The 21,065-nt window shown below is 46.2% G+C and carries 18 protein-coding genes; 8 read left to right on the plus strand and 10 right to left on the minus strand.

The window, feature by feature from the left end; all coding sequences use genetic code 11:
• The first annotated feature begins 118 nt into the window (after positions 1-118).
• Complete coding sequence (locus tag HLM86_RS09970; protein WP_076588777.1) at positions 119-736, plus strand: DNA-J related domain-containing protein; 618 nt, start codon at positions 119-121, stop codon at positions 734-736.
• A 46-nt stretch (positions 737-782) separates the two neighbouring features.
• On the opposite strand, the gene HLM86_RS09975 is transcribed toward HLM86_RS09970, so the two are convergent.
• From HLM86_RS09975 to tesA, 3 genes are all read right to left on the minus strand, one after another.
• The gene (locus HLM86_RS09975; RefSeq protein WP_170882667.1) at positions 783-2,438 is read right to left on the minus strand and encodes an ABC-ATPase domain-containing protein; all 1,656 of its coding nucleotides are present in this window, start codon (positions 2,436-2,438) and stop codon (positions 783-785) included.
• Positions 2,439-2,508: 70 nt separating this feature from the next.
• Complete coding sequence (locus HLM86_RS09980) at positions 2,509-4,419, minus strand: sensor domain-containing phosphodiesterase (RefSeq protein ID WP_076588775.1); 1,911 nt, start codon at positions 4,417-4,419, stop codon at positions 2,509-2,511.
• 337 nt (positions 4,420-4,756) lie between these two features.
• Positions 4,757-5,359, minus strand: coding sequence for a multifunctional acyl-CoA thioesterase I/protease I/lysophospholipase L1 (gene tesA / locus HLM86_RS09985; RefSeq protein ID WP_170882666.1), 603 nt, complete (start codon positions 5,357-5,359; stop codon positions 4,757-4,759).
• Between tesA and HLM86_RS09990 the strand changes: the two genes are divergently transcribed.
• The 3 genes from HLM86_RS09990 to HLM86_RS10000 all read left to right on the plus strand — a co-directional run bounded on the left by HLM86_RS09990 (position 5,358) and on the right by HLM86_RS10000 (position 10,200).
• Entirely contained in the window at positions 5,358-6,032 is a 675-nt protein-coding gene (locus HLM86_RS09990) for an ABC transporter ATP-binding protein (protein WP_170882665.1), read from the plus strand. The two genes, tesA and HLM86_RS09990, sit on opposite strands and share 2 nt — an antisense overlap.
• Complete coding sequence (locus HLM86_RS09995) at positions 6,032-8,473, plus strand: ABC transporter permease (RefSeq protein ID WP_076588772.1); 2,442 nt, start codon at positions 6,032-6,034, stop codon at positions 8,471-8,473. The genes HLM86_RS09990 and HLM86_RS09995 overlap by 1 nt, the downstream gene beginning before the upstream one ends.
• Positions 8,474-8,739: 266 nt before the next feature.
• On the plus strand, positions 8,740-10,200 hold the full coding sequence (locus HLM86_RS10000; protein ID WP_170882664.1) for an FAD-dependent oxidoreductase: 1,461 nt from the start codon (positions 8,740-8,742) through the stop codon (positions 10,198-10,200).
• 45 nt (positions 10,201-10,245) lie between these two features.
• Here the strand turns inward: HLM86_RS10000 and HLM86_RS10005 are convergent, their stop codons facing one another.
• The 3 genes from HLM86_RS10005 to HLM86_RS10015 are packed head-to-tail and all read right to left on the minus strand — an operon-like array spanning position 10,246 to position 12,634.
• Entirely contained in the window at positions 10,246-11,175 is a 930-nt protein-coding gene (locus HLM86_RS10005) for a 5-oxoprolinase subunit C family protein (RefSeq protein WP_076588770.1), read from the minus strand.
• A complete protein-coding gene (locus HLM86_RS10010; RefSeq protein ID WP_076588769.1) occupies positions 11,175-11,882 on the minus strand; it encodes a 5-oxoprolinase subunit B family protein in 708 nt (235 codons plus the stop codon). The genes HLM86_RS10005 and HLM86_RS10010 overlap by 1 nt, the downstream gene beginning before the upstream one ends.
• An 11-nt stretch (positions 11,883-11,893) precedes the next feature.
• On the minus strand, positions 11,894-12,634 hold the full coding sequence (locus HLM86_RS10015) for a 5-oxoprolinase subunit PxpA (RefSeq protein ID WP_076588768.1): 741 nt from the start codon (positions 12,632-12,634) through the stop codon (positions 11,894-11,896).
• 234 nt (positions 12,635-12,868) lie between these two features.
• On the opposite strand from HLM86_RS10015, the gene galE reads away from it, so the two are divergent.
• Positions 12,869-13,888, plus strand: a complete 1,020-nt coding sequence (gene galE, locus HLM86_RS10020) for a UDP-glucose 4-epimerase GalE (protein ID WP_170882663.1) — start codon at positions 12,869-12,871, stop codon at positions 13,886-13,888.
• A gap of 27 nt (positions 13,889-13,915) precedes the next feature.
• Here galE and HLM86_RS10025 read toward each other — a convergent pair whose 3' ends face one another.
• Together HLM86_RS10025 and HLM86_RS10030 are read right to left on the minus strand one after the other, a co-directional pair.
• Positions 13,916-14,704 (minus strand): lipase family protein, encoded by a 789-nt coding sequence (locus HLM86_RS10025; RefSeq protein WP_170882662.1) that lies wholly within the window; start codon positions 14,702-14,704, stop codon positions 13,916-13,918.
• Between the two features lie 80 nt (positions 14,705-14,784).
• Positions 14,785-15,420: a hypothetical protein gene (locus tag HLM86_RS10030; RefSeq protein ID WP_076588765.1), complete on the minus strand. Its 636-nt coding sequence runs from the start codon at positions 15,418-15,420 to the stop codon at positions 14,785-14,787.
• A gap of 429 nt (positions 15,421-15,849) precedes the next feature.
• On the opposite strand from HLM86_RS10030, the gene HLM86_RS10035 reads away from it, so the two are divergent.
• Together HLM86_RS10035 and HLM86_RS10040 are read left to right on the plus strand one after the other, a co-directional pair.
• Positions 15,850-16,389 (plus strand): cytochrome b, encoded by a 540-nt coding sequence (locus HLM86_RS10035; RefSeq protein ID WP_170882661.1) that lies wholly within the window; start codon positions 15,850-15,852, stop codon positions 16,387-16,389.
• On the plus strand, positions 16,386-16,955 hold the full coding sequence (locus HLM86_RS10040; RefSeq protein WP_076588763.1) for a YceI family protein: 570 nt from the start codon (positions 16,386-16,388) through the stop codon (positions 16,953-16,955). The genes HLM86_RS10035 and HLM86_RS10040 overlap by 4 nt, the downstream gene beginning before the upstream one ends.
• 45 nt (positions 16,956-17,000) lie before the next feature.
• Here the strand turns inward: HLM86_RS10040 and focA are convergent, their stop codons facing one another.
• The gene (gene focA / locus HLM86_RS10045; RefSeq protein WP_170882660.1) at positions 17,001-18,413 is read right to left on the minus strand and encodes a formate transporter FocA; all 1,413 of its coding nucleotides are present in this window, start codon (positions 18,411-18,413) and stop codon (positions 17,001-17,003) included.
• Positions 18,414-18,775: 362 nt separating this feature from the next.
• Between focA and HLM86_RS10050 the strand changes: the two genes are divergently transcribed.
• Positions 18,776-19,279, plus strand: coding sequence for a DUF1097 domain-containing protein (locus HLM86_RS10050; RefSeq protein ID WP_076588761.1), 504 nt, complete (start codon positions 18,776-18,778; stop codon positions 19,277-19,279).
• Here HLM86_RS10050 and HLM86_RS10055 read toward each other — a convergent pair whose 3' ends face one another.
• Positions 19,280-20,911: an ATP-dependent endonuclease gene (locus HLM86_RS10055; RefSeq protein WP_076588760.1), complete on the minus strand. Its 1,632-nt coding sequence runs from the start codon at positions 20,909-20,911 to the stop codon at positions 19,280-19,282.
• Positions 20,912-21,065 lie beyond the last annotated feature (154 nt).

Genomic DNA, 21,065 nt, shown 5'->3' on the forward strand with positions numbered 1-21,065 from the left:
ACAAGAGTCAGCCATCGCTGGCTCTTTTTTTGGGCGATGATCAGTAAATATGAGATATTCACTCGACAAACGGCCTGTTTTGGATTTTGATTAATAATAAACCCCTATTAGAGTGCCTATGAACGAGCATCAGGAAGTGGCAGCCCAGTTTCAGCAGTATATGGAAAACCCTTTGCTGTGGCCCATAATGGAAGTCCTCAGAAAGCAACCTTCAGGCTGGAAAGTACATACACTTTCCGCCCACCTTAATGAGCTTGAGCTCTTACCTGTGCTAGACGACGCACCCGATAAAGATCTCTTTAAGCGTAATTTCCTAATCATGAATGCCCTGTATCAACTTCAAGAAACCCTTTATCCGGACAATTGGTTGCAAGTACAGGCGATGGATATTGCTTTATTGCCACAGTCCCAAGTGTTTGGCCATGAGATCGATGTGGCCGACCCTCTGAGAGACTATTACCTAGACTGGCATAACTACGAAGCTGAAGAAGGTGAAGTTAAGCGCCTACTCAACGAGTTCTGGACTCGTTATCGGGAGTTTGTCGGGAGTACAAACGGCAATGATATGGACCGAGCGAAAGCCTTGTCTCTGTTTGAGTTACCCCATGATGCCAGTCCGACGGAAATCCGAAAAACTTGGAGAAAACTGGCTTTAAAATGGCACCCCGATAGGGAAAATGGTAACAGTGATCGTTTTCGGATACTGTGCGAGGCGTGGCACGTACTGCGTCATTAGACTTAGACAACTTTAGTAAAGCGCCCAAATGGGCGCTTTTTAACGCTTAGGCATTGGCTTTAAATTGGGCCTTCCTCAATCGATTCAATGCGGCCATGACATCCACCGTTCTTGGTTTTGCAAGATCACCTTGCTTAGGCATCTGCTCGGCCCAGTCACCGTCAAGAATGGCTTGGATATCTTGCGCTGGTTTGCTAGCCCAACCCGGTATCTGCGCCAATTGAAACCAAAGCCAGCCAATCGCATTAATTTCTGAGCTGGATTCCAACTGTTCAAGTGCACTGAGATCCGTAAACTCTTTACCAAATCGTAAGCTGTCCAGTCCCTTCGCTGACACTCTAAACTTCCCCTCCGACAAAAGAGCAAGCAATACCGCTCTGTTCAACGCCCTTGGTCGAAAAGTCGCGAGCGTGTTTTCACATTCATTGTTCCGTTGCGTAGGATGGCGTTTGATCACTTGCTGGGCTTTTTCTGTGACATCTACAGCCTGATAGTCATGCATTTGGATAACAGTATCAGCCACATCAAGATAGTCACCAGAGCCGCCCATCACAATCAGCGTCGAAATATTCAGATCATCACGCAATTGCCCAATGCGATCGACCAAAGGGGTAATCGGTTCATCACCCTTGGCAACCAATGCCTGCATCCGCTCGTCTCTGATCATAAAGTTGGTAGCGGAAGTGTCCTCATCGATCAAGATACTCTGCGCACCCGCTTCAATCGATTCTTGTAACCAAGCCGCTTGTGACGTTGACCCTGACGCGTCTTGCGTCGAGAAATTTCGAGTATCTCTGCCCATAGGGAGGTGATTAATGTAGTTGGACAGATCAAGGCTATGAACACATCGGCCGTCTTCAGCGCGGATCTTAATCGCATTAGGATTCGTGACCACTTTTTCACGACCATCACCAGGAATGTGATTGTAGATTGAGCGTTCAATCGCGTTGAGCAGGGTTGACTTACCATGAAACCCCCCGCCGACAATCAGAGTAATCCCACTGCGGATGCCTAAACCTTGCAATTCACCCTGATTCGGGGTGCTGATCGACACTTGCAGTGACGGAGGCGCCTGCATAGCAATCGCGTCCTTCATTGGTAGATCGCTGTTGCCCGCTAGCCTTGGTAACACAGAGCCATTCCCCACAAAGGCCACCAAACCCAGCGTATCAAGCTGACGACGAATAGCGTCTTGATCTTCAATGGTTTCGCAGTGATGGATTAAAGCCGGTTTATCAAGTTCACGCTCGATCGTCGCACGGCGAATAAACTTAGGGAGATGAAAAGTCAGCATATTAATGGCTTTCTTACCCAGCACTGAACGACCTTCAGCAGGCAGGTTAACCCGAAACCTGAGTTCAATTCCTTCTTGAGTAAACACCACCGCGGTGCTGTCCATCACCGTTTGTCCGGTTAAAGCGATGCTAATGTTGTTGTCTTGTTTCGCAAGTTCTGAAAAACGACGGGCAATGAAGTCACGGGCGGCCATCTGATAAGAAGGGGAGGTGTCTTTTAACCAAGCTAAATCCGTGACAGACCATGGGCGAACAGCACGTACTCTTGATGCCGATGCAAAAGGGTCTGACTGAACGTAATCAATGAAAAAGGTGTAATCACTGAAGTCATATTGACCTTTGATTTGCTGATAAGCACGATAATTTTGCTTTTCGATTTTCTTTAGTGTGGCGGTTAATAGATCCATAGACATTCACAAGCGAGATAAACTGAGGCCGAGATTATAAGAACCCATGGCCAGTGAGTAAAGAAATTAACTACTGATAGGACAGGTTTGCCGTTCCAGATGAGTATTGGCTGATGAGTCCAACTTCAAATTCATCACAAGGCATAGGTTTACCGTAAAAATAGCCTTGTCCATATTCACAGCCTTGACTGATGATAAAGTTTTCCTGAGTTTTAGTCTCTATGCCTTCCACCGTCACTTTTAAGTTTAACTTTTTGGCAACGCTGATAATTGAACGGACGATTTCTTTATCTTCTTCGCTTTCGTCGAGCTGGTGAACGAAGCTTTTATCGACTTTTATCGCATCAAATGGGTATTTCTTAAGATAATTGAAAGACGCATAGCCCGTACCAAAATCATCAAGTGACAGCGTCACACCTAAATCGTGCAAAGAGTTCAGTGTATTTCGAGCAGCGACTTCATCAGCAATCAAACCGCTTTCTGTGATCTCCAATTCAAGAAATCTGGCTGGAAGTTGGTAGGCAATAAGCAGATCTTTGATTTGTTGCGATAGATTCGGATTCGCTAGCTGAATAGCTGAAGTGTTGACCGCTATCTTAAAATCATCGGTGTATTCCATCCATTGGGCGGCTTTGGTGATGGCTGAACGCAACACGAAGCTGCCGACTTCAAATATTAACCCATTTTGTTCCGCCATATGGATTAACGCTTCATTGGAAATATCGCCCAAAATTGGGTGGCGCCACCTTAAGAGTGCTTCAGCACCGATCCATTTGTGGGTGGTAGGAGAGACTTTCGGCTGGAAATACAGCAACAAGTCATCATTTCTGACCGCTTGCAACAAATAGCTTTCTAACTGATTGAAGTTATTTTGGCTCTCCGATATCGCCTGCGAGTAAAAACTGTATTTATGACCAGAATCTTTACAAGACTGCATCGCTTCAGCGGCATATTTTAACAATTTAGTCTGACATTCAGTATCATCCGTTGTGCTGATCCCCATGTACGCATTGAGGTGCAACTTATCACCTTCAACCTCAAATTGAGACTGGCTGATTTCCACTAGTTGTTGGCACAAAATATTGAGATCATGATCAAGACAATGTGATTCAATCAACAACACTAAATCGGTTGATGTCGGCCTCGCAATCTTAAGTTCATAGTGGCTCAAGTCACCTAATCTGCGATGATACTGAATCAATACCTCTTCCCAACAGGCGTACCCATACTTGGATTGAATACGGCAACCATTGGTAAAACCAATGTGAACCGCAGCGGCTTTGAATGTCTCATTGCCACTCACATCAGTAATATAATCTTGTGCTTGTTGTTCAAGTGCTACGCGATTCAAAAAACCGGTACCAAGATCATGCGATCTTTGGTAATGGATGGTCTGTTCCGCTGCTTTACGTTTGTTAATTTCAGTATTCAAGCAGTAGTTGAGGTTGACCAGATCTTGAGTGCGTGTTCTCACTCTGGATTTAAGTTCAACGTTGTAATGCTTCAACTTTTCGTTCTGATAGAGGGATTCGAGTTGAGCTTCAATCGTCGCCCTGAAACTTTCAATCAATTTTTGGTAGACGGGGGAATAGCTGTTTTCTTTATCATCGAGAACACAGATGGTTCCAAAGACATCGCCATTTGGCCAATTCAACGGAATGCCACAGTAAGACACCATGCCATGCTTGAGATCTGGGTTATTTTGCCACTGAGTCTCCAGCTGCGCATTACTGACCACTAAAGGACGTTGTTCACCAATAACAGCTTCACAATATAAGCCTTGCCCTAGAGACTCGGCATCGCCAACGTGGTAGGGGTGATTGCTTTGGTTGGCCGCAAAGACATGAATATGTTGCGGGTAAACACGCATGATCAGCGCGGCCGGGACAGAGATAATTTCAGCCAATAAATCGACAATGTTCTGCCAGCCATTCGAGATATCTTCTGGAATGACCAAATTCATAGTATCAATTTTTGACATACGTTTTTGTCCCTATTTCCTTAGTCATTGTTACGTCAACACTTTCCTGGGCCGAGACTGTTCAGCACGATCACTAGCCACTGAACGCTGTGTTTCAAAAACGAGTGTTTATTAGGAAATGCTAAGGGCTAAAGCGCAATTTGTCTCTCAAATAGAAGGGTGACTTGCCGCGGTTCTTATTTATAAGACAAACAACAAGCAACGCGGTGCCATTGATCCCCATCGCGATTCAGTACGTATAAAACAACGCTTGAACGGCCGTTGTAGCCTCTTTTCCACTGGAGTGGTCACCAAGAGCGTGAATGATCTCAGTGTTGAACAGATGGCAATCAATGGGTTAGAGATAATTGATTAATTCATTGGCAACGAAATCAGCGATCCAAGGCTGTGCCACCGCCTTAGGATGAAGGCCGTCGTCCATCATCCATCCAGTGCGAGTGATCACGCCTTCGAGGAAGAAAGGGATAAGAGGAACATTAAGCTGATGAGACAATTGAGGATAAATGGCAGAGAAGGCTTGAGTATATCGTTTGCCGTAATTGGGCAAAACGTGTATTTGCATCAGCAAGGGTTCAGCGTCAGCTTGCTTGACCAATTGGATAAGTTGAGTCAGGTTGGATTGAATGTGGTTCGGGGGAAACCCTCTCAGACCATCATTGGCTCCGAGTTCGATAAGCACTATGTCAGGCGTATGCTCAGATAATAACGCGGGTAAGCGGGCAATGCCGTTACCTGTGGTATCACCGGAAATACTGCCGTTCACCACGGTCACTGATTTTCCTTTTTGTTCCATGACACCCGCTAACAAAGTGGGCCATGCTTTTTCGAGAGGCATCTGATATCCTGCACTCAAACTGTCACCAATAATCAACAGCTTAGCAGCATTGACTGGCAGGGAAGTCATGAGGCTCATCAAGACAAAGGAAAATATTCGAATCATGCACGCATCCATTATAAAAGCAGAATCTCTATCTAAACTAGTCTCTACTAATCAGGAGCATTTAACAATCCTGAACAATGTAAATCTTGATATTAAAGAAGGGGAAACGGTAGCGATAGTGGGTACCTCCGGTGCTGGCAAGTCGACACTGATGACCCTGCTGGCTGGGTTAGACACGCCGAGTTCAGGTTCGATTGAACTTTTGGGTAGCCGTCTTGATACCTTGTCAGATGAGGCACGTGCAGTGATTCGAAGCGAATCAATCGGGTTTGTGTTTCAGAGTTTCTTATTGATTCCTAGCCTTAGTGCTATTGAGAACGTGACCCTTCCTTGCCTTCTCAAAGGTGACGACGAAAATGTTGAACGGGCCAAGATGTTGCTCACCTCCGTGGGTTTGGAGCAACGCATGCATCATACACCAGCACAATTATCAGGGGGCGAGCAGCAACGTGTTGCGCTGGCTCGCGCCTTTATGATCCAACCCAAAATTCTGTTTGCTGATGAGCCGACAGGCAACCTAGACCAACAAACCGCTTCGAAAGTCATTGAGTTGCTGTTTGACCTAAATAGACAGCATGGCACGACGTTAGTTTTGGTCACGCATGACCATAATTTGGCGCAGCTCTGTGATCGACGTGTTCACATTCAATCTGGACATTTAGAGGAAGCATAATGACGAGAGTATACTCAAAAGCATTGAACCGACGTTTGTTTTCTTGGAGCCTTAGTGAAATTCGTCATGGTCAGTTATGGCCCGTAACCATTGCTCTGACCCTGATCATTGCGTGTGTATTCGCTCTGACCGCTCTCGCAGAGCGAATGGAACAAGTGGTAGTCAAGCAAGGAAAAGAGGCCCTGACGGCCGATACTGTATTTGTCACAGCCAACCCGATCCCCGAAGCGCTCTATCTTGCGGCCAAACGTGATAACCTTGTGACCTCGACCCAAACACGCTTCGCGACGATGGCGTTTAGTGATAACGCCATGAAACTTATTAGGGTCAAATCCGTCGATAGTCGTTACCCTTTGAGGGGAGAAATGGTGTTATCCGATGGGACAAACCCATTCTATACCGTGAAGCCCGGAGAACTTTGGCTGGACGAACGTCTCTTTGCTCAACTTGACGTCTCTATCGGTGACAACATCACGGTCGGTGATGCCGATTTTACGATCACAGGACGAATCGTAGAAGAACCTGGACTCAGCTTTAATCCATTCCAACAAATGCCCTCGGCCTTTATACACAGTAGTGATCTGGCACGCACTGGCGCGGTTCAGCAAGGCAGCCGCGTTCGCTATCGGCTATTCATTAACGGGAGCGAATCGGCTATTGAGGCCATCAAACAAGGTATAGAACTGACACCCAGCGATCGTTGGAGAGATCAAAACAGCGCCAGCCGCACCAATGAAGTGTTTCAACGAACGGAACAGTACTTATCTTTGACTGTCGCGATCGTGGTGATAATGGCCGCGACCACACTGGTGCTGACGTGTCAGCACTATGTGGCGACCAGACGAAAAACAATTTCGATGCTCAAAAGCCTAGGGGCAAGCAAATTTTGGATTGGTCGCTGGCTGGCCATTCAAGTATTAATTTTGATGACGAGTGCATCGGTCATCGGCATCGTGATAGGCATTGGCCTTGAATCGCTATTGCGGATTCCTTTGGTTGATCTGCTGCCCGATCCGTTACCCAGTTATGGCATAAAACCTGCGCTCTTATCCATTACATGCAGCCTCCTCATTGCTGTACCAGCGTTAGGCATCCCGTTAATCAGCCTGCTTAATGTTAACGCGGCTGCGGTGATGCAAACTCAAGTGGCCACGCCAAAAAACCGTTTAACAGGATGGTTAATTCTCGTGCCCATTATTCCCATGCTTTGGGTTTATCGGGACAACACGCTGGTCTGGATCGTATTGGCGGGTATGGTGGCCTTGTTTGTGATTCTGGCTTTGGTGAGCTTGGGGATGACCCGCTTGCTTGGCCGTCTACCCCTTTCCACTTCGTTTAAGCTGGCCTTGAGCAGGATCAATCGTTCGTCTCTCAGTACGGGGATCCAATTTGGCGCTTTAGCCTTGTCACTCATGTTGCTAGCGGTGATGTGGTTAGTCAGAACCGACTTACTTTCCGATTGGCAACAAACCATTCCGGATAATGCACCCAATGCGTTCGCACTCAATATTGCGCCATATGAAAAAGACGCGTATCTCAACGCGCTGGATGAACACCGTATTGAGCGTTCACAAGATTATCCCATCATACGCGGCCGTTTATCACACATTAATGGTGACGATGCCAAAAATAGAGCACGTGGTGGAGAGGGCAGCGACGTATTGAGCAGAGAGATAAACTTTACATTCAGTGATCACAGTCCTGCACACAACCGTATCCTTGTTGGCCAATGGAGTGACAGTAACGGCGTATCGGTTGAAGCGGATGTCGCCAATGATCTTGGGCTCAAGCTCGGTGATGTTCTGACCTTTGTGATTAATAGCCAGAGTGTAACCGCCCAAGTCAACAGTATTCGCGACGTTGAGTGGCGCGATATGAAGCCAAATTTCTACTTTATCTTTACCCCGGATGTTATGAAAAATATCCCCGCGACTTATTTGGTCAGTTTTAGGGTCGAAGACCAACACGATGAGGTGCTCAACACACTGTCAAGAAACCACCCAACGGTCAGCTTGCTTGATATTCGTAGTATGGGGGCCAAAATTCAGCAATTGTTGAGCCAGATAGTTTGGTCAATATCGGTGTTGGCGTTGCTCGGCGTGCTCTCGGGACTTTTGTTGATCTTTACATTGTTGCGTTTGAGCCTTGGCCAGAGGCAAACCGAGATCCAATTATATCGAACCTTGGGAGCAAGCAAAAAACGGGTGACGAGAACCATTTGGGCAGAATATGGCTTAATGGCATTGGTCGCTGGTTTGCTCGCCACATTTGGGGCCGAGATGGTAGTAGGTGGCATCATGATGTTTGGATTTGATCTAGCTCCCAATCTGCATTTTTCGCTGTGGTTTACATTGCCCTTGGTGACGTTTTGCACACTTTTTCTGGTTGTTAACAGTGTGATAAAACGGCTGCTAGTCCCCATAAATAAAGCACTTAGCTAACGCTAAAGGGTCTGACTGACACAGTTATCCACAAAATCGGTGGATAAAGTTTGGGATAACTTAGCCTGTAGATAAGTGGTACAATACGCCAAGGCCAGTAATGATAATGTGTACAGGATTTTTGTTATTCACAGTAATAATTTCCAATTTTAATTAAGAACTGAGTCAAGCGTTTTTTTTACTTTTTTTACTTGAAAATATTTAAATTATCCCTTGCAAAATTTGTGTTTTTTTTAATGCGATAAACTCGATAAAATACTCTGAGAATGAATAAATTAGCCACATTAATGCACTTAAAGAAAAACATCGTTGCTACACCTTACGTTGCCGTTGTGGGTGGCGGTATCGCTGGGGCGACTGCCGCTCTGCATTTAGCGGAACTGGGTATTAAGGTCGTGTTGATCGAAAAGGACGCCACTCTGGTCAGTGGCCCGCCGATATGCCACCTACACGCGGGCGGTAATCTATACCGAGAGATCTCGACGTCACAATGTATCGAGTTGCTTAAGCAGTCGATCGAGACGGTGCGCTTATACCCTCATACGTTAAATCGTCGTCCTACCGTGATCGCGGTCCCCCACACGGATGGGGGCGAACCGGACGCGCTCTATGGACGCCTGAAAACAATTCAACAATGTTATACGACGCTGGTTGAACAAGACGCAGCAAATGAAGTTCTAGGCGATCCTGATGAATATTACAGAACGTATCAGCGCAATGAACTGGAAACTCTGGCTCAACGTATTCAACCTCAATGTCCTCAAAATATTGACGACTGGATGATTCCATTTGCCAAGTCTACCGACCTTGATTCGCTTAAATTTCCGATTATCGCAGTACAAGAGCATGGCTGGAGTGTCTTTAGGCTTGCCGCTTCGGTAACCTTGGCGCTGGAGTCCATGCCTCGTTGTCAGATCTTGACCCAAACTCAAGTCACGGGATTGGAGGCGACCACTGATGGCTGGGCTATTGAATGTCGCGGTGAACAAGGAGACGGTTTTGTTATCGATGTTGACTACTTGGTGAATGCCTGTGGTTACCAAACAGGCCGAATCGATGATCTCGCCCAGACACATAAACAACGCTTAGTCGAGTTCAAAGCCGCCTACGTCACTCGTTGGGCAGAGTGTAACGAGCAATGGCCAGAGGTAATATTTCATGGACCACGTGGCACACCATCTGGTATGGCACAACTCACACCTTACCCAGGTGGCATATTTCAGTTGCATGGAATGACAAAAGACATCACCTTATTTGACGGTGGATTAGTTTCCACAGGACCGACGTCATCTCAACCCACCTTGCCAGCAGAATTGGACCGTAAGCTCGAACAAGGCTGGGAGCCAGACGTGGTGGCAACCCGTACCAGACGAGCAATCGAACACATTGCTCAGTTTATTCCGGACTACCATACCGCCCTTGAATCAGGCACACCATTATTTGGTGCACAACAGATCCCAGGTAACGATGATACCTTGCGCGCTGCTGATGTAACGTTCGAATCGCATCATTATGCACGAATTGAAGTGGTGAAAGGGTCATCGGCCTTAGAGGCTGCGACTAAGCTCGTTCGTGAGTGGGCTTTGTATGATTACCGAGGCTTGTCCATCGAAGCTCTTCACCCGATCAGTATGTCGCTATCGCCAGAAGCGATTGAGCAAAAAGCACAGCAACTAGCCGAAAAGCGTTTGTACCCCAAAGAGCTGGCACGCTTTTACGGCCAATAACCACTCTGAATCCAATGGCAGCGTTTGACGCAGCGATGCGTCACGCTAATAACCAAAGAACCGGGCCCACTGGCACCAGACGTCCTGAAGCCCAAGTAGATCGCCTCGAACAAAACGGACCAATTGACCAGGTCTTGCCTGAGCAAGGCGAGGCAGATCAATACGGGCCACACAGCCAATTTTTGGGTATCCACCTATGGTTTGACGATCATTGAGTAGTATAATCGGTTGACCATTTGGTGGCACCTGAATTGCCCCCAAAGCAATGCCTTCACTTAGGTATTCGTGCGGGGGCGGCGGAACCGTCCCCTTATCAAGTCGATAGCCCATACGATTGGCCAACTGGCTAACTCGAAAAGTTTGTTGATATAAAGCATTGACCACATCTTTTGCAAAATCGTTCACTTGATATCCTTCGATCACTCTTAATTCAAGCGGTAAGTCGTAATCTGGTTTATAACGGAAGGTCATTTGACGTCGCTTTTCGGCCACAGCATGAGAACCAAACGCGAGCCGATCACCCGCCTGTAGTGGCCGCCCTCCATCCAATCCCCCCAATTGATCTCGGGTGACAGTGGCGCAACTTCCCAATTGCGGCTCGACGATAAAGCCCCCTTTGACCGAGAGATAACTTCTCAGTCCATTTTTTGGCAAAGAAAAGCTTAACGTCTGTCCCGCCTGAGCGGAAAAGGTTGACCAATTGTCCAATAACTCTCCATCTAACTGTGCATTGAGGTTTCCACCTGTGATCGCCATTTCACAGTGCGCGTGAATCAAAAACGCCGCTTGGCCAAGCGTAATCTCCAAACATGCGCAGTTAGTCAGGTTACCGAGGAGATGGTTTGCCCAGCTGTAGGCATAGTCATCGACAGGGCCACCTTCAGAAAGACCAAAATGCGCCAAGCCAAACCGACCAAAATCTTGAATGAGGGTTTGCTGACCGGGTTTGACCACCGAAATATAATGCTGAGCCATTATTGCCACCCCCGGCTCACTTGGCCACCCAATGACAAGTACTCATCTTCGTTGATGGATCTAAACCGAACTTTGCTGCCAATCGTAAAAGGCAAAATAGGCCATTGATCGGGGTGGTATAGATCCATCGGACAATTCCCAATAATATTCCACCCCCCCGGAGACTCATTTGGGTAAATGGCCGTGTTGGCATTTGCAATACCAACGCTACCTTTTGGCACACTCACACGTGGAGAGGGCCGTCTTGGACGTGATAACACTTCAGCAACCGAAGTCAAAAACGCAAAGCCTGGTGCAAACCCAATCGCACCCACGGTGTACTCTTGGTTTGCATGATGTTCTATGACCTGACTCAAGGCTAACCCTTGTTCAAGATAGTAAAGTAAATCTGGCCCTACATCCTGATGATAATAGACAGGCAGCTCAATGAGCGCGGTTTCACTGTCTTCAGGCATCGCTTTAATGGCTTCGGTGACGAGCTTTTCAAGATAAGGAACAAATTCAAAAATGGAAATCCGGTGAGGTAAATAATCAACAAGAATCGAATCAAAAGAGGGAGTAACATTCATAACCATTGCGCCAAATTGGTTACTCAAGTAACGGCTTATTTCTCCAATGAGCAAAGAAAGTTGTGGGCTGGGTTGCGCTTCAAAGTGAATCAGTATTGAGCACTCGGCAACAGGGTCAACGGACGTTGGTATATTCACTCACTCGACTCCTAACGGGGGATCACACTGCTAATCTTCTCAATCATCGCAATGGCTTGTGGGTTATCGCCATGAACACAAATCGTGTCGGCTTCTATAGGAATCAAACAACCATCGATAGTGCGGACTTTGCCATAGTCGACGATTTGTTTAATCTGATCCAAAATATCTTCCTCTCGGTACAGCACAGCACCAGGCATTGAACGTGGTGTCAGCAAACCATTTGATTGATACGTTCTATCAGCAAAGGCTTCAAAAAGCACCGGCAGCTCGTACTTATCAGCAATATCCAAGTGGCGATCACTGTCGCTTAAGGCCAACATCATGATAGGAACATCAAAGCAGGCCACAGCATCAGCGACGGCGTCGAATACGCGAACCTCTCGTATCATATCGTTGTACAAAGCTCCGTGAGGCTTAACATAGTTGAGTTGAGTATTTTGACTCTCACACATAGATTTTAAGGCACCTATCTGATAGATCACCATGTTGGTGATTTCTTCAGAGGACATCGGAAGAGAGCGTCGACCAAACCCTTGCAAATCTGGGTAGCTGGGATGAGCACCAATTTGTACATCATGCTCTAACGCCAGTTTAATGGTTGTTGCCATCACTTGTGGGTCTGAAGCGTGGAAACCACAAGCGATATTCGCCATATCAATCCACGGCATAACCAAATCATCGTGACCCATTTTCCAACGTCCAAAGCTTTCACCCATATCGCAATTTAACGTGATCGAACGTTTTGTCATTAACGCCTCCAATTTTCAATCAATCTTCAACATCGTATAGAACCGAATCTCGAACAGTGATCTATTTCATTGTTTTGACAATATAGGGCGTCAGTTTTGGCTGAATTTGATGTTGGATGGCTCAGAAAGTACGAGGGTCGAAGGGCTTAACACTAAGAGACATCTGTCATGACTTGGTCATATTGGCGCGTCACAGTGATTACGACACAAAATAAGGGACGGGGAAAGGGTGGTATGAACGTACTGGTTACAGGCGGTCTTGGCTATATTGGCAGTCACACATGTATTCAGTTAATCCATTCGGGAATGACACCGACGATTGTCGATAACCTATCAAACAGTAAGCGGTCTGTTTTGAACCGAATCACACATCTGACTGGACAAACACCGAATTTCATTGAGGCGGATGTTCGTGATACAGAGGCTATCAGTACAGTCTTGACCACATATGGTGTTGAAGCTGTTGTGCATTTTGCCGGTTCAAAATCGGTAGAGGAATCGGTAGAAAATCCGCTCAAATATTATGACAACAACGTCAACGGCACGCTGGCTTTGGTTGAAGCGATGCGATCGACGGGCGTAAACATCCTCATTTTTTCGTCATCAGCGACTGTGTACGGTGAACCAACCTCTGTGCCAGTGCGAGAAGAGTTTCCCACTGGTGGTTTGAATCCGTATGGCCGCAGCAAGCGTATGGTCGAAGAGTGCCTGACGGATGTTCAAATCGCCAATCCAGACTGGAGTATCAGCCTACTGAGATACTTTAATCCTATCGGTTCTCATCCTTCAGGCCTGCTAGGCGAGGACCCACAAGGCGTGCCTAACAATTTAATGCCCTATATATCGCAGGTTGCCGTTGGGCGTAGAAAATGTTTGCTGGTGTTTGGCAACGATTACCCGACCAAAGACGGGACAGGAGTTCGTGACTATATCCATGTGATGGACTTGTCCGATGGCCACGTTGCCGCCCTCATCCATGTCGGGCCAAAAGCGGGCGTCCATATTTATAATCTAGGCACTGGCCACGGCCATAGTGTATTCGATATGGTCAAGGCCTTTGAGTATGCCAGTGGGCAAACGCTACCCTACCAGATTGTTGAAAGGCGGCGGGGTGATATTGCTGAATACTGGGCGGACCCAAGTAAAGCCCGAGCTGAGCTCGATTGGAAAGCTTGTCGTTCGTTGCAAGAGATGGCCCTTGATACATGGCGCTGGCAATCGCTCAACCCAAAGGGGTACCCTGAGAATGATTAGGTGGATAACACTAAAGTCTCGTCGACATTAACGTTCATCAAAAAAATCTTTGTTACGAATGTATTTGGTCATCAAGTGGTAGGAAAATGGACGCATCAACCATGAACCAATCGAACGCCCAAAACGCATGAGCGGCGGTGTATTTTCATAGATCCGACCATTATATAACCAAAGCATTTTTCCTACATGCCAATAAAAAAAGGGGAGTGGGGGCAGAAACGTCACGATATCCAAGTCACAACAGATCCGGTAGGTCTTGTGGCTAAGCTGATAGCGGGTTTTGAATCTATAGTTGCCAATTGAAGGTTGCCCAAACGTGACAACCCGTTTAATCGATTTGGGGAAACGTTGTTCAAATGCATCAGCGAGTACGCAACCAATCGCTCCACCAGAGGAATGGCCCGTAAAAGTGATTCGCTTACCTTGCTCGATAAGTGGGGTCAGGATCGCACAAAGACGTTGATATACGTTGGTACCCAAATGATCTTGTTTGTGCACGGGCATACTCTCTTGAAGGATAAGATAATAATAACCCGCATGAATTGAGTAATTAAGATCAAGTGCGCGGCACTGTCTTTGCCATAGAGCAAGGTTGAGCAACCAATCCCAAATATTGTGCGACCCCTTTATCACAACAATCACTTCCTCATTGTCATGCGACCACAGCACCCGCATGAGTGGTTTCCCAAAACGATTGGCAATGACACGCTGGCCATTAGGGGCGAAGCCATAGCGAGTTTGTTTTAGAACTCTGGAGTACGCAAGGTTACACAAGACAGCGTAACGTTCGTATTGGTAGCGTTTAAGTTTTTTCACTCTGTACCCACATCATCTTGCTCTATCACAAGTATGGATGAACAAGGTTAAGGTACCATGACACCTAACGAAGCGATAAACTAGCTGAGTTGAATCACAGAATACAATTGGACATATTTCCGAACTAATTTTTTGTCGGTTGAGCGTCTCAGCGGATGGGTAAATTTGACGAAATAAGGGCACAGACCAAACTGCTGTTCTAATGTCTCTGCAAGTTGCTCATCGCTTTCCCGCAAATCAATCCCTTGTGATTTATATTGGCCGAGTTCATCCGGTAAATGGCCCGCCCACCAATGGAGAAGTTCACGACTTTGCAGGTTCCTCGACATCCAGTGATCGCTAATCAACAGCAATAAATCATTGGGCTGGATCGCATAAGCGTATTCTTGTTGCCAATGTGTGACGGCTCTAAACAGCTTTTGGCGGCAATTACTGCCCGCACTGACTAGATCAGATGAAAGAACCCAAACCGTTCCAATCTCAGAACTTATTCGGTAATGATGTGGATGCTCAGCGTTTGGCATACAATCGAGCGCGACATGCTCACAATGATGACCGAATTCGATCAGGGTTCTGGACAGGCGTCGTGAAAAAGCAAGACTTAAGTGGTGTTCACTCATACCTTTATTGTGGATAGTCGGATAGTGCTTTTCGCACAACTTCATGCAGTCTGCTTGAAATTCATGCACGCTTTGTATTAGTACATCAAGTAGCAAGACTTTTCTCCGAAAGAATATTTACACTAATAAGATTAGCATGATTTCGAGAGACTAAACCTACAAAATCTTGAGATTGTTTAGGGGTTTATGCACAAGATTGAAGTTGTGTCACAACTAAAACACACGAGGTCAATCCCCTTGTTGCACTCTGTCAAAGTTCAGCTAGAAATAACGTCAAACGCATCCAATAATACGGTCGAATAGGGTATTCTCTGAATCGCTGTAAATTTGGCTTAAAGAATGGTGCGCCAATTGTCTGGTTAGGAGCGCGTCGCACATCCCTATAAGTTCCTTCAAAAAATTTGAATGACTTAATCAAATCCAAACACTTTTATTAATGTAAAGAACCGTAAATACTCTGTTTAACAACGGGAGTAACCGATAGTCTCTTTGAAAACGAGAGGCATTAGCAATTGGAATCAGACTATGGCATCAGAAGTTAAAAACTATAACGCGGTGGCTCGGGTATTTCACTGGGTATCAGCGCTAGTGGTTATCGCAATGTTTGCAGCCGGTCTTTGGATGGTTGACCTTACCTACTATAGTGAATGGTACCGCACGGCACCGCACTGGCATAAATCCGTGGGTTTATTGCTGGCGGGGCTCACTGTGCTTCGTGTGATCTGGAAAGTGACCACATCAGCGCCGCACATTGAAGGTCATACACTTGAAAAAATCGGGGCTCGGCTTGTGCACTTGGCCATGTATTTGGTTTTGTTTGTACTGTTTGCCTCCGGTTACCTTATTTCTACTGAAGATGGTCGTGGAATCGACGTTTTCAACTGGTTCAGTGTCCCTGGACTGGGTGCTTTATTTGATGACCAAGCGGATCTCTCTGGAGACATTCACTTTTATGCTGCTTGGAGCCTCATTGTGATGGCAGGGGTGCACGCACTGGCTGCCATAAAACATCATGTGATTAACAAAGACAACACGCTACGCAAAATGATAGGAGCTTCGAAATGAAAAAAACGTTATTTGCTACCGGACTAGCAATGGCAATGGCCTTGCCAATGGCGGCAAGCGCGGCGGATTATGTAATTGATACCAAGGGAGCGCATGCTTCGGTTAACTTTAAAATCAGCCACCTTGGTTACAGTTTTATCAAAGGTCGATTCAATACCTTTGAGGGTAATTTCTCTTATGATCCTGCCAATGTGACGGCCTCGACGATTGCCGTCAACATTGATACCACCAGCCTAGATTCAAATCATGCCGAGCGTGATAAGCATATTCGTGGTTCAGACTTTATCAATACATCAAAATTTTCCACCGCGACATTTAATAGCACCAGTGTGGTTGATAAAGGTAACGGGCAATTGGAAGTGAATGGCAACTTAAATCTGCATGGCGTTACCAAGCCGATTACTATCGCCGCTGAATTCATTGGTGCCGGTGCTGATCCATGGGGTGGTGAGCGCGCTGGTTTCTATGGTACAACGCGCCTTGAGCTTGCCGATTTTGCTATCCCCGTCATGGGATCATCAAGTTACGTTGACATGGAGTTACATGTCGAAGGGATTAAGAAGTAAAACAAACCGTTTCAACCAACGCCTCGATATTAGTCGAGGCGTTTTTTATGCGGACACGGCCAAAACCTTCTCTACATATCGACGCCTCAGTCCTTGCAAAACATGCTGTCGTGTTAATACACCAACCAACTGACCCTTATCAACCACAGGAAGAACATGAGGTTTACTGACCCTGATACTTTTGGCACGTTCTTCAAGCGTCAGAGTACTCAAGGTTGTCGCTATTCCCGAACGAGCAACAGGGTACAGCTGTTCCTTATCAATACACATAAATTCAACGACCTCCATCAGACTGTCCGTTGGACTGATCGTTATGATATCTCGAGACATGACATCTAAAACCCGACGATTGGGATTTGGAACATAATCGTCACACCACAAATCCACCATGACATCGTGAACAGAAAAGAAGCCCATTAGCTGTCCTTGCGCATCGCATACAGGAGCACTAATGAGGAGGTTATCGATCAGGATATCCATCGCGTTAGGTATCGGCATCTCACAAGTCAGTGTAATAGGGTTGAGCGTCATGATATCAGAGACCATCATCGTTTCAGTCATGTCAATTTCCTCCGTCATTGCTTTATCGCAGTGCGATGAGGCCAAATTGATCGATATTGCCGCCTTGATAGGTCGGCGATAAAGACACCAGTTGACAAAGCCAACAAGTCCCGCGCCCCCCACGATATTACCTAAGGTAACCGGAATAAGATTCGCGATTAAAAAGCGCTCAAAAGTCACATCACTGAATTGAAGAGGCGAAGTCGCAATCGCATCCCAAAAGCTTTGCGGGGCAAAGTGTTGAATAATGATTCCCAGAGGGATCATGAACATATTGGCCACGCAGTGTTCAAAGCCACTAGAGACAAACAGGGCAACAGGCAGCATTGTCATTAATGCCTTTGTCAGCACATCGGGTGTGCTGAAAGTCATCCATATGGCGAGACAGACCAGTAGATTACATAATATGCCCAAAGCAAAGGCTTCAGTAAAAGAATGCTGCAATTTGTACTGCGCTATCTTGAGGGCATTTAATCCCCATTGCCCGTTGTCCATTTGGTATAGACTTGCCCCCATAACCAATATCACCAATGCCATTGCACCGAGATAGTTACCAATGTAAACCTTTCCCCAAACAGACAGCATATTTGACAGCGTAATCTGTTTATTCGCCCAAGCAATGCTCGACAGGACCGAACTGGTAAACAATTCTCCCCCACAAATCACAATGAGAATAAGACCAATACTAAACACGAGCCCGCCGGCTAAGCGAGTTAACCCCCAGTTCATTGATCCATTGCCGGTGGTGACCGTGATGTAAAAAACAAAAGCCAAGCCAATAAACACCCCAGCCATCATGGCAAGAACGACGGTAACTCGGGTACTTTTTGTTGTCTTAGCAAGGGCGTATTTTTCTGCCTCTACCATCATCTCGGCGGGTGAAAAGGATGAAGTCATGATCGTGCGAGTCTCCTATACACTGTTGTTGAACGAACGGGACCGAAAGCTCAGAAATGGACTACTCTCCAAACATCCTATGATAAAGATTGCAATAAGCGAGTACAAAACTAAAGTGCATTAAATTGCGTATTGTGAGAGTCCAAATCAATATCAAAGGCGGGGAGAGTAGCCCGCTCAGTGTGTTGACGTCAGCGATCGTACTATTTCATGACATAATTAATTTTAGATCACATATTTTTTATTTTGTTGCAATTATATTACTTTTTTATGTGATATTTATCTTAACAATGCGCCGCTTTTCGTTTTACTATTTCGCTTTGTAATTTTTGGCCTTTTAGAGGCACATCAAGCGAGGCTCTATGAGCACACTGTATGCGATTGCACTAACAACCGGCATTCTTTCAGGACTTTGGGGATGGGTCGCCATTTCTCTAGGATTGTTGTCTTGGGCCGGCTTTTTGGGCTGTACCAGCTATTTTGCCGCCCCAATCAGTGGTGCAAAAGGATTAGCAATAAGCTTAATCACCAATATGGCAGGTGTATTTTGGGCAATGGTGATCATCCATGTGTCACAATTCTTATCGGCTGAAGTCTTAGGCTATGCCGCGACAGCGGTTGTCGCGTTTTTGATGTGTGTACAAGCACAACAGCGCTGGCTGAGTTACATCCCTGGGACATTCATTGGCTGCTGTGCCACGTTTGCCGCTCAGGGGCAATGGCAACTTGTCGCCCCTTCGCTGGTCATTGGTGGTGTCTTTGGCTACCTGATGAAAACCAGTGGCCTCTGGTTACACAAGCAATCATCAACCCCATCAAGCGACTCATTACCCAAGGGGTCAGCGCAATCAACCAACCCTGAATAATTAGGTATTGGCGTTCGCCATGGTCACAACTCGCTTCAGTGTCCATCTGAGCAATAAAGGAATGCACTCACTTCCCTGATCTTCACAATGAGAGACAATCGCGAGCGCTAAATCGGGCTTGGCGAACTTTTTCAGTACACGAGTGACGACTTTTTTCGCAGGAATAGGGTGGTCTGCAGGGATCTTCACCATTTGTTTAAAAAAAGATTCAAAACCATGATTGTATAGATAATGCTCGATATCTTGGTCAGGTAACTCAGTCAAACGATGGCGCTCATGCTCATTTTCGAGCTGCGCTCGTACCGCCGCAGCGTATTTTTTTCCAGCAGAATCGCCGTCGGTAACGACATGCCAATCAATCCCAAATGCTTTGGCAGCTTTGAGCAAAGAGCGCAGGCCCGACTGCGCAAATTCAATAATCTGAACCCCCTCGGCTGCCAAGTTGTAACCACACTGGTTGGCGAGCTCGTTAAATAACCATACTTCGGTTTCGCCCTCCACCAATAACCAGCAACGAGCAAATAACGCCCCAGTACGATGGAAGCGAATATGGAATCCAATGCGTCTCAACTCATCTTTGCTGAAGCCTTTCGATGGTAAGTATGTGCTGATCGTTCGATCTGATTGACGAACGAGACGACGAACACTTCTCAAAGGGACTTGGCCGAGTAAATCGCCGCTGTTGGTCGTCAGGATTTTCTGCATCGGCAACAGCTGAAGTAAACTCCAAGCTCTGGCTAAGTGGGTGGGGTGAAGTCGACCTTCGGGATCTTCTAAAATGAGGAGTGGTCGAGCGCAACGGCGCAGTTTGTTTGGGCCTTTGGCTTGCAAATAGGCATTCAGCAATCCCATAAAAAGCAAACGTGTTTGTTTACTGTTGGTCTCTTCGACGATTTGAGAAATGCTTTTTTTGGTTGGCTTACCACTAAAAAAAATTCCGTCTCTTTGCTTACGTGGGTTTTTCCGTGAACTCGACTTAAATGAAAAATAGTGATCGACCAACACACTCATGGATTTTAGGCTGCTTTTCATCTCCCCTTTATTGACATGACCAGGAATGGACATGAGCCGCCGACAAGTGTTATCAATGCGTTTTTCTATCAAGCTATTGTTATCAACCCGAGTCGTTGGCGGCCGTTGAAAACGTCGTGAGTCTTTGAGACGTATCACAGGATGAAGCGTCATTAATTCCTGAGCTAATTTTTCAGAATGGTGCAAGCGTAAAGGGTTGCCGGATTTATCAAGAAACGTATATCGGGTTTCAATATCGTAGCCATCTCGGCTTGCACTCAACTGGTAAATAATCTTGTTGTCGCCTTGATCATTCTGAATCCAAATCGGCTTTATTTTGCGATAACGTCCGGAATCAATCTCCTTCTTATCATTTGATATCAAGCTGATTACGATTTGAAGATGTTGCGTTTGTGGATGTGAACTCGAATAATCGACGTGAAAGTCTGTCATTTCGAACTGATAAGGCACGCCTTCTGGAGGTAGGGCGACCGAAAGAGCATCAAGAAGAGACGATTTGCCCCACGTATTTTCTCCAATTAGGGTAGTGAGTTCATCGAATGCAATGGAGAGTCGTTTTATCCCACGAAAACCGGAAATCTCGATCCGCTCTAGCAGCATATAGTGATCCTATTTGAACTTACGCCATTTAATTGTAATAGATTTGCCCTGAGTAAGCAGACGCTTAACTCACAAACTGAATCTTTTTCAGCGAGTAAATCCTGCTAATTTTGGGAGATCCTCATCATACTACTGAGTGTATAGACAATAAAGT

The organism is Vibrio ostreicida (assembly GCF_013074385.2).
GTDB classification, from domain to species: Bacteria; Pseudomonadota; Gammaproteobacteria; order Enterobacterales; family Vibrionaceae; genus Vibrio; species Vibrio ostreicida.

Coding starts and splice junctions, on each gene's coding strand:
- tesA (WP_170882666.1), bottom strand. CDS start 5,359: ATGATTCGAATATTTTCCTTTGTCTTGATGAGCCTCATGACTTCCCTG.
- HLM86_RS09990 (WP_170882665.1), top strand. CDS start 5,358: ATGCACGCATCCATTATAAAAGCAGAATCTCTATCTAAACTAGTCTCT.
- HLM86_RS09975 (WP_170882667.1), bottom strand. CDS start 2,438: ATGGATCTATTAACCGCCACACTAAAGAAAATCGAAAAGCAAAATTAT.
- HLM86_RS09970 (WP_076588777.1), top strand. CDS start 119: ATGAACGAGCATCAGGAAGTGGCAGCCCAGTTTCAGCAGTATATGGAA.
- HLM86_RS10055 (WP_076588760.1), bottom strand. CDS start 20,911: ATGCTGCTAGAGCGGATCGAGATTTCCGGTTTTCGTGGGATAAAACGA.
- HLM86_RS10035 (WP_170882661.1), top strand. CDS start 15,850: ATGGCATCAGAAGTTAAAAACTATAACGCGGTGGCTCGGGTATTTCAC.
- HLM86_RS10040 (WP_076588763.1), top strand. CDS start 16,386: ATGAAAAAAACGTTATTTGCTACCGGACTAGCAATGGCAATGGCCTTG.
- focA (WP_170882660.1), bottom strand. CDS start 18,413: ATGACTTCATCCTTTTCACCCGCCGAGATGATGGTAGAGGCAGAAAAA.
- HLM86_RS10005 (WP_076588770.1), bottom strand. CDS start 11,175: ATGGCTCAGCATTATATTTCGGTGGTCAAACCCGGTCAGCAAACCCTC.
- HLM86_RS10050 (WP_076588761.1), top strand. CDS start 18,776: ATGAGCACACTGTATGCGATTGCACTAACAACCGGCATTCTTTCAGGA.
- galE (WP_170882663.1), top strand. CDS start 12,869: ATGAACGTACTGGTTACAGGCGGTCTTGGCTATATTGGCAGTCACACA.
- HLM86_RS09995 (WP_076588772.1), top strand. CDS start 6,032: ATGACGAGAGTATACTCAAAAGCATTGAACCGACGTTTGTTTTCTTGG.
- HLM86_RS10000 (WP_170882664.1), top strand. CDS start 8,740: ATGAATAAATTAGCCACATTAATGCACTTAAAGAAAAACATCGTTGCT.
- HLM86_RS09980 (WP_076588775.1), bottom strand. CDS start 4,419: ATGTCAAAAATTGATACTATGAATTTGGTCATTCCAGAAGATATCTCG.
- HLM86_RS10015 (WP_076588768.1), bottom strand. CDS start 12,634: ATGACAAAACGTTCGATCACGTTAAATTGCGATATGGGTGAAAGCTTT.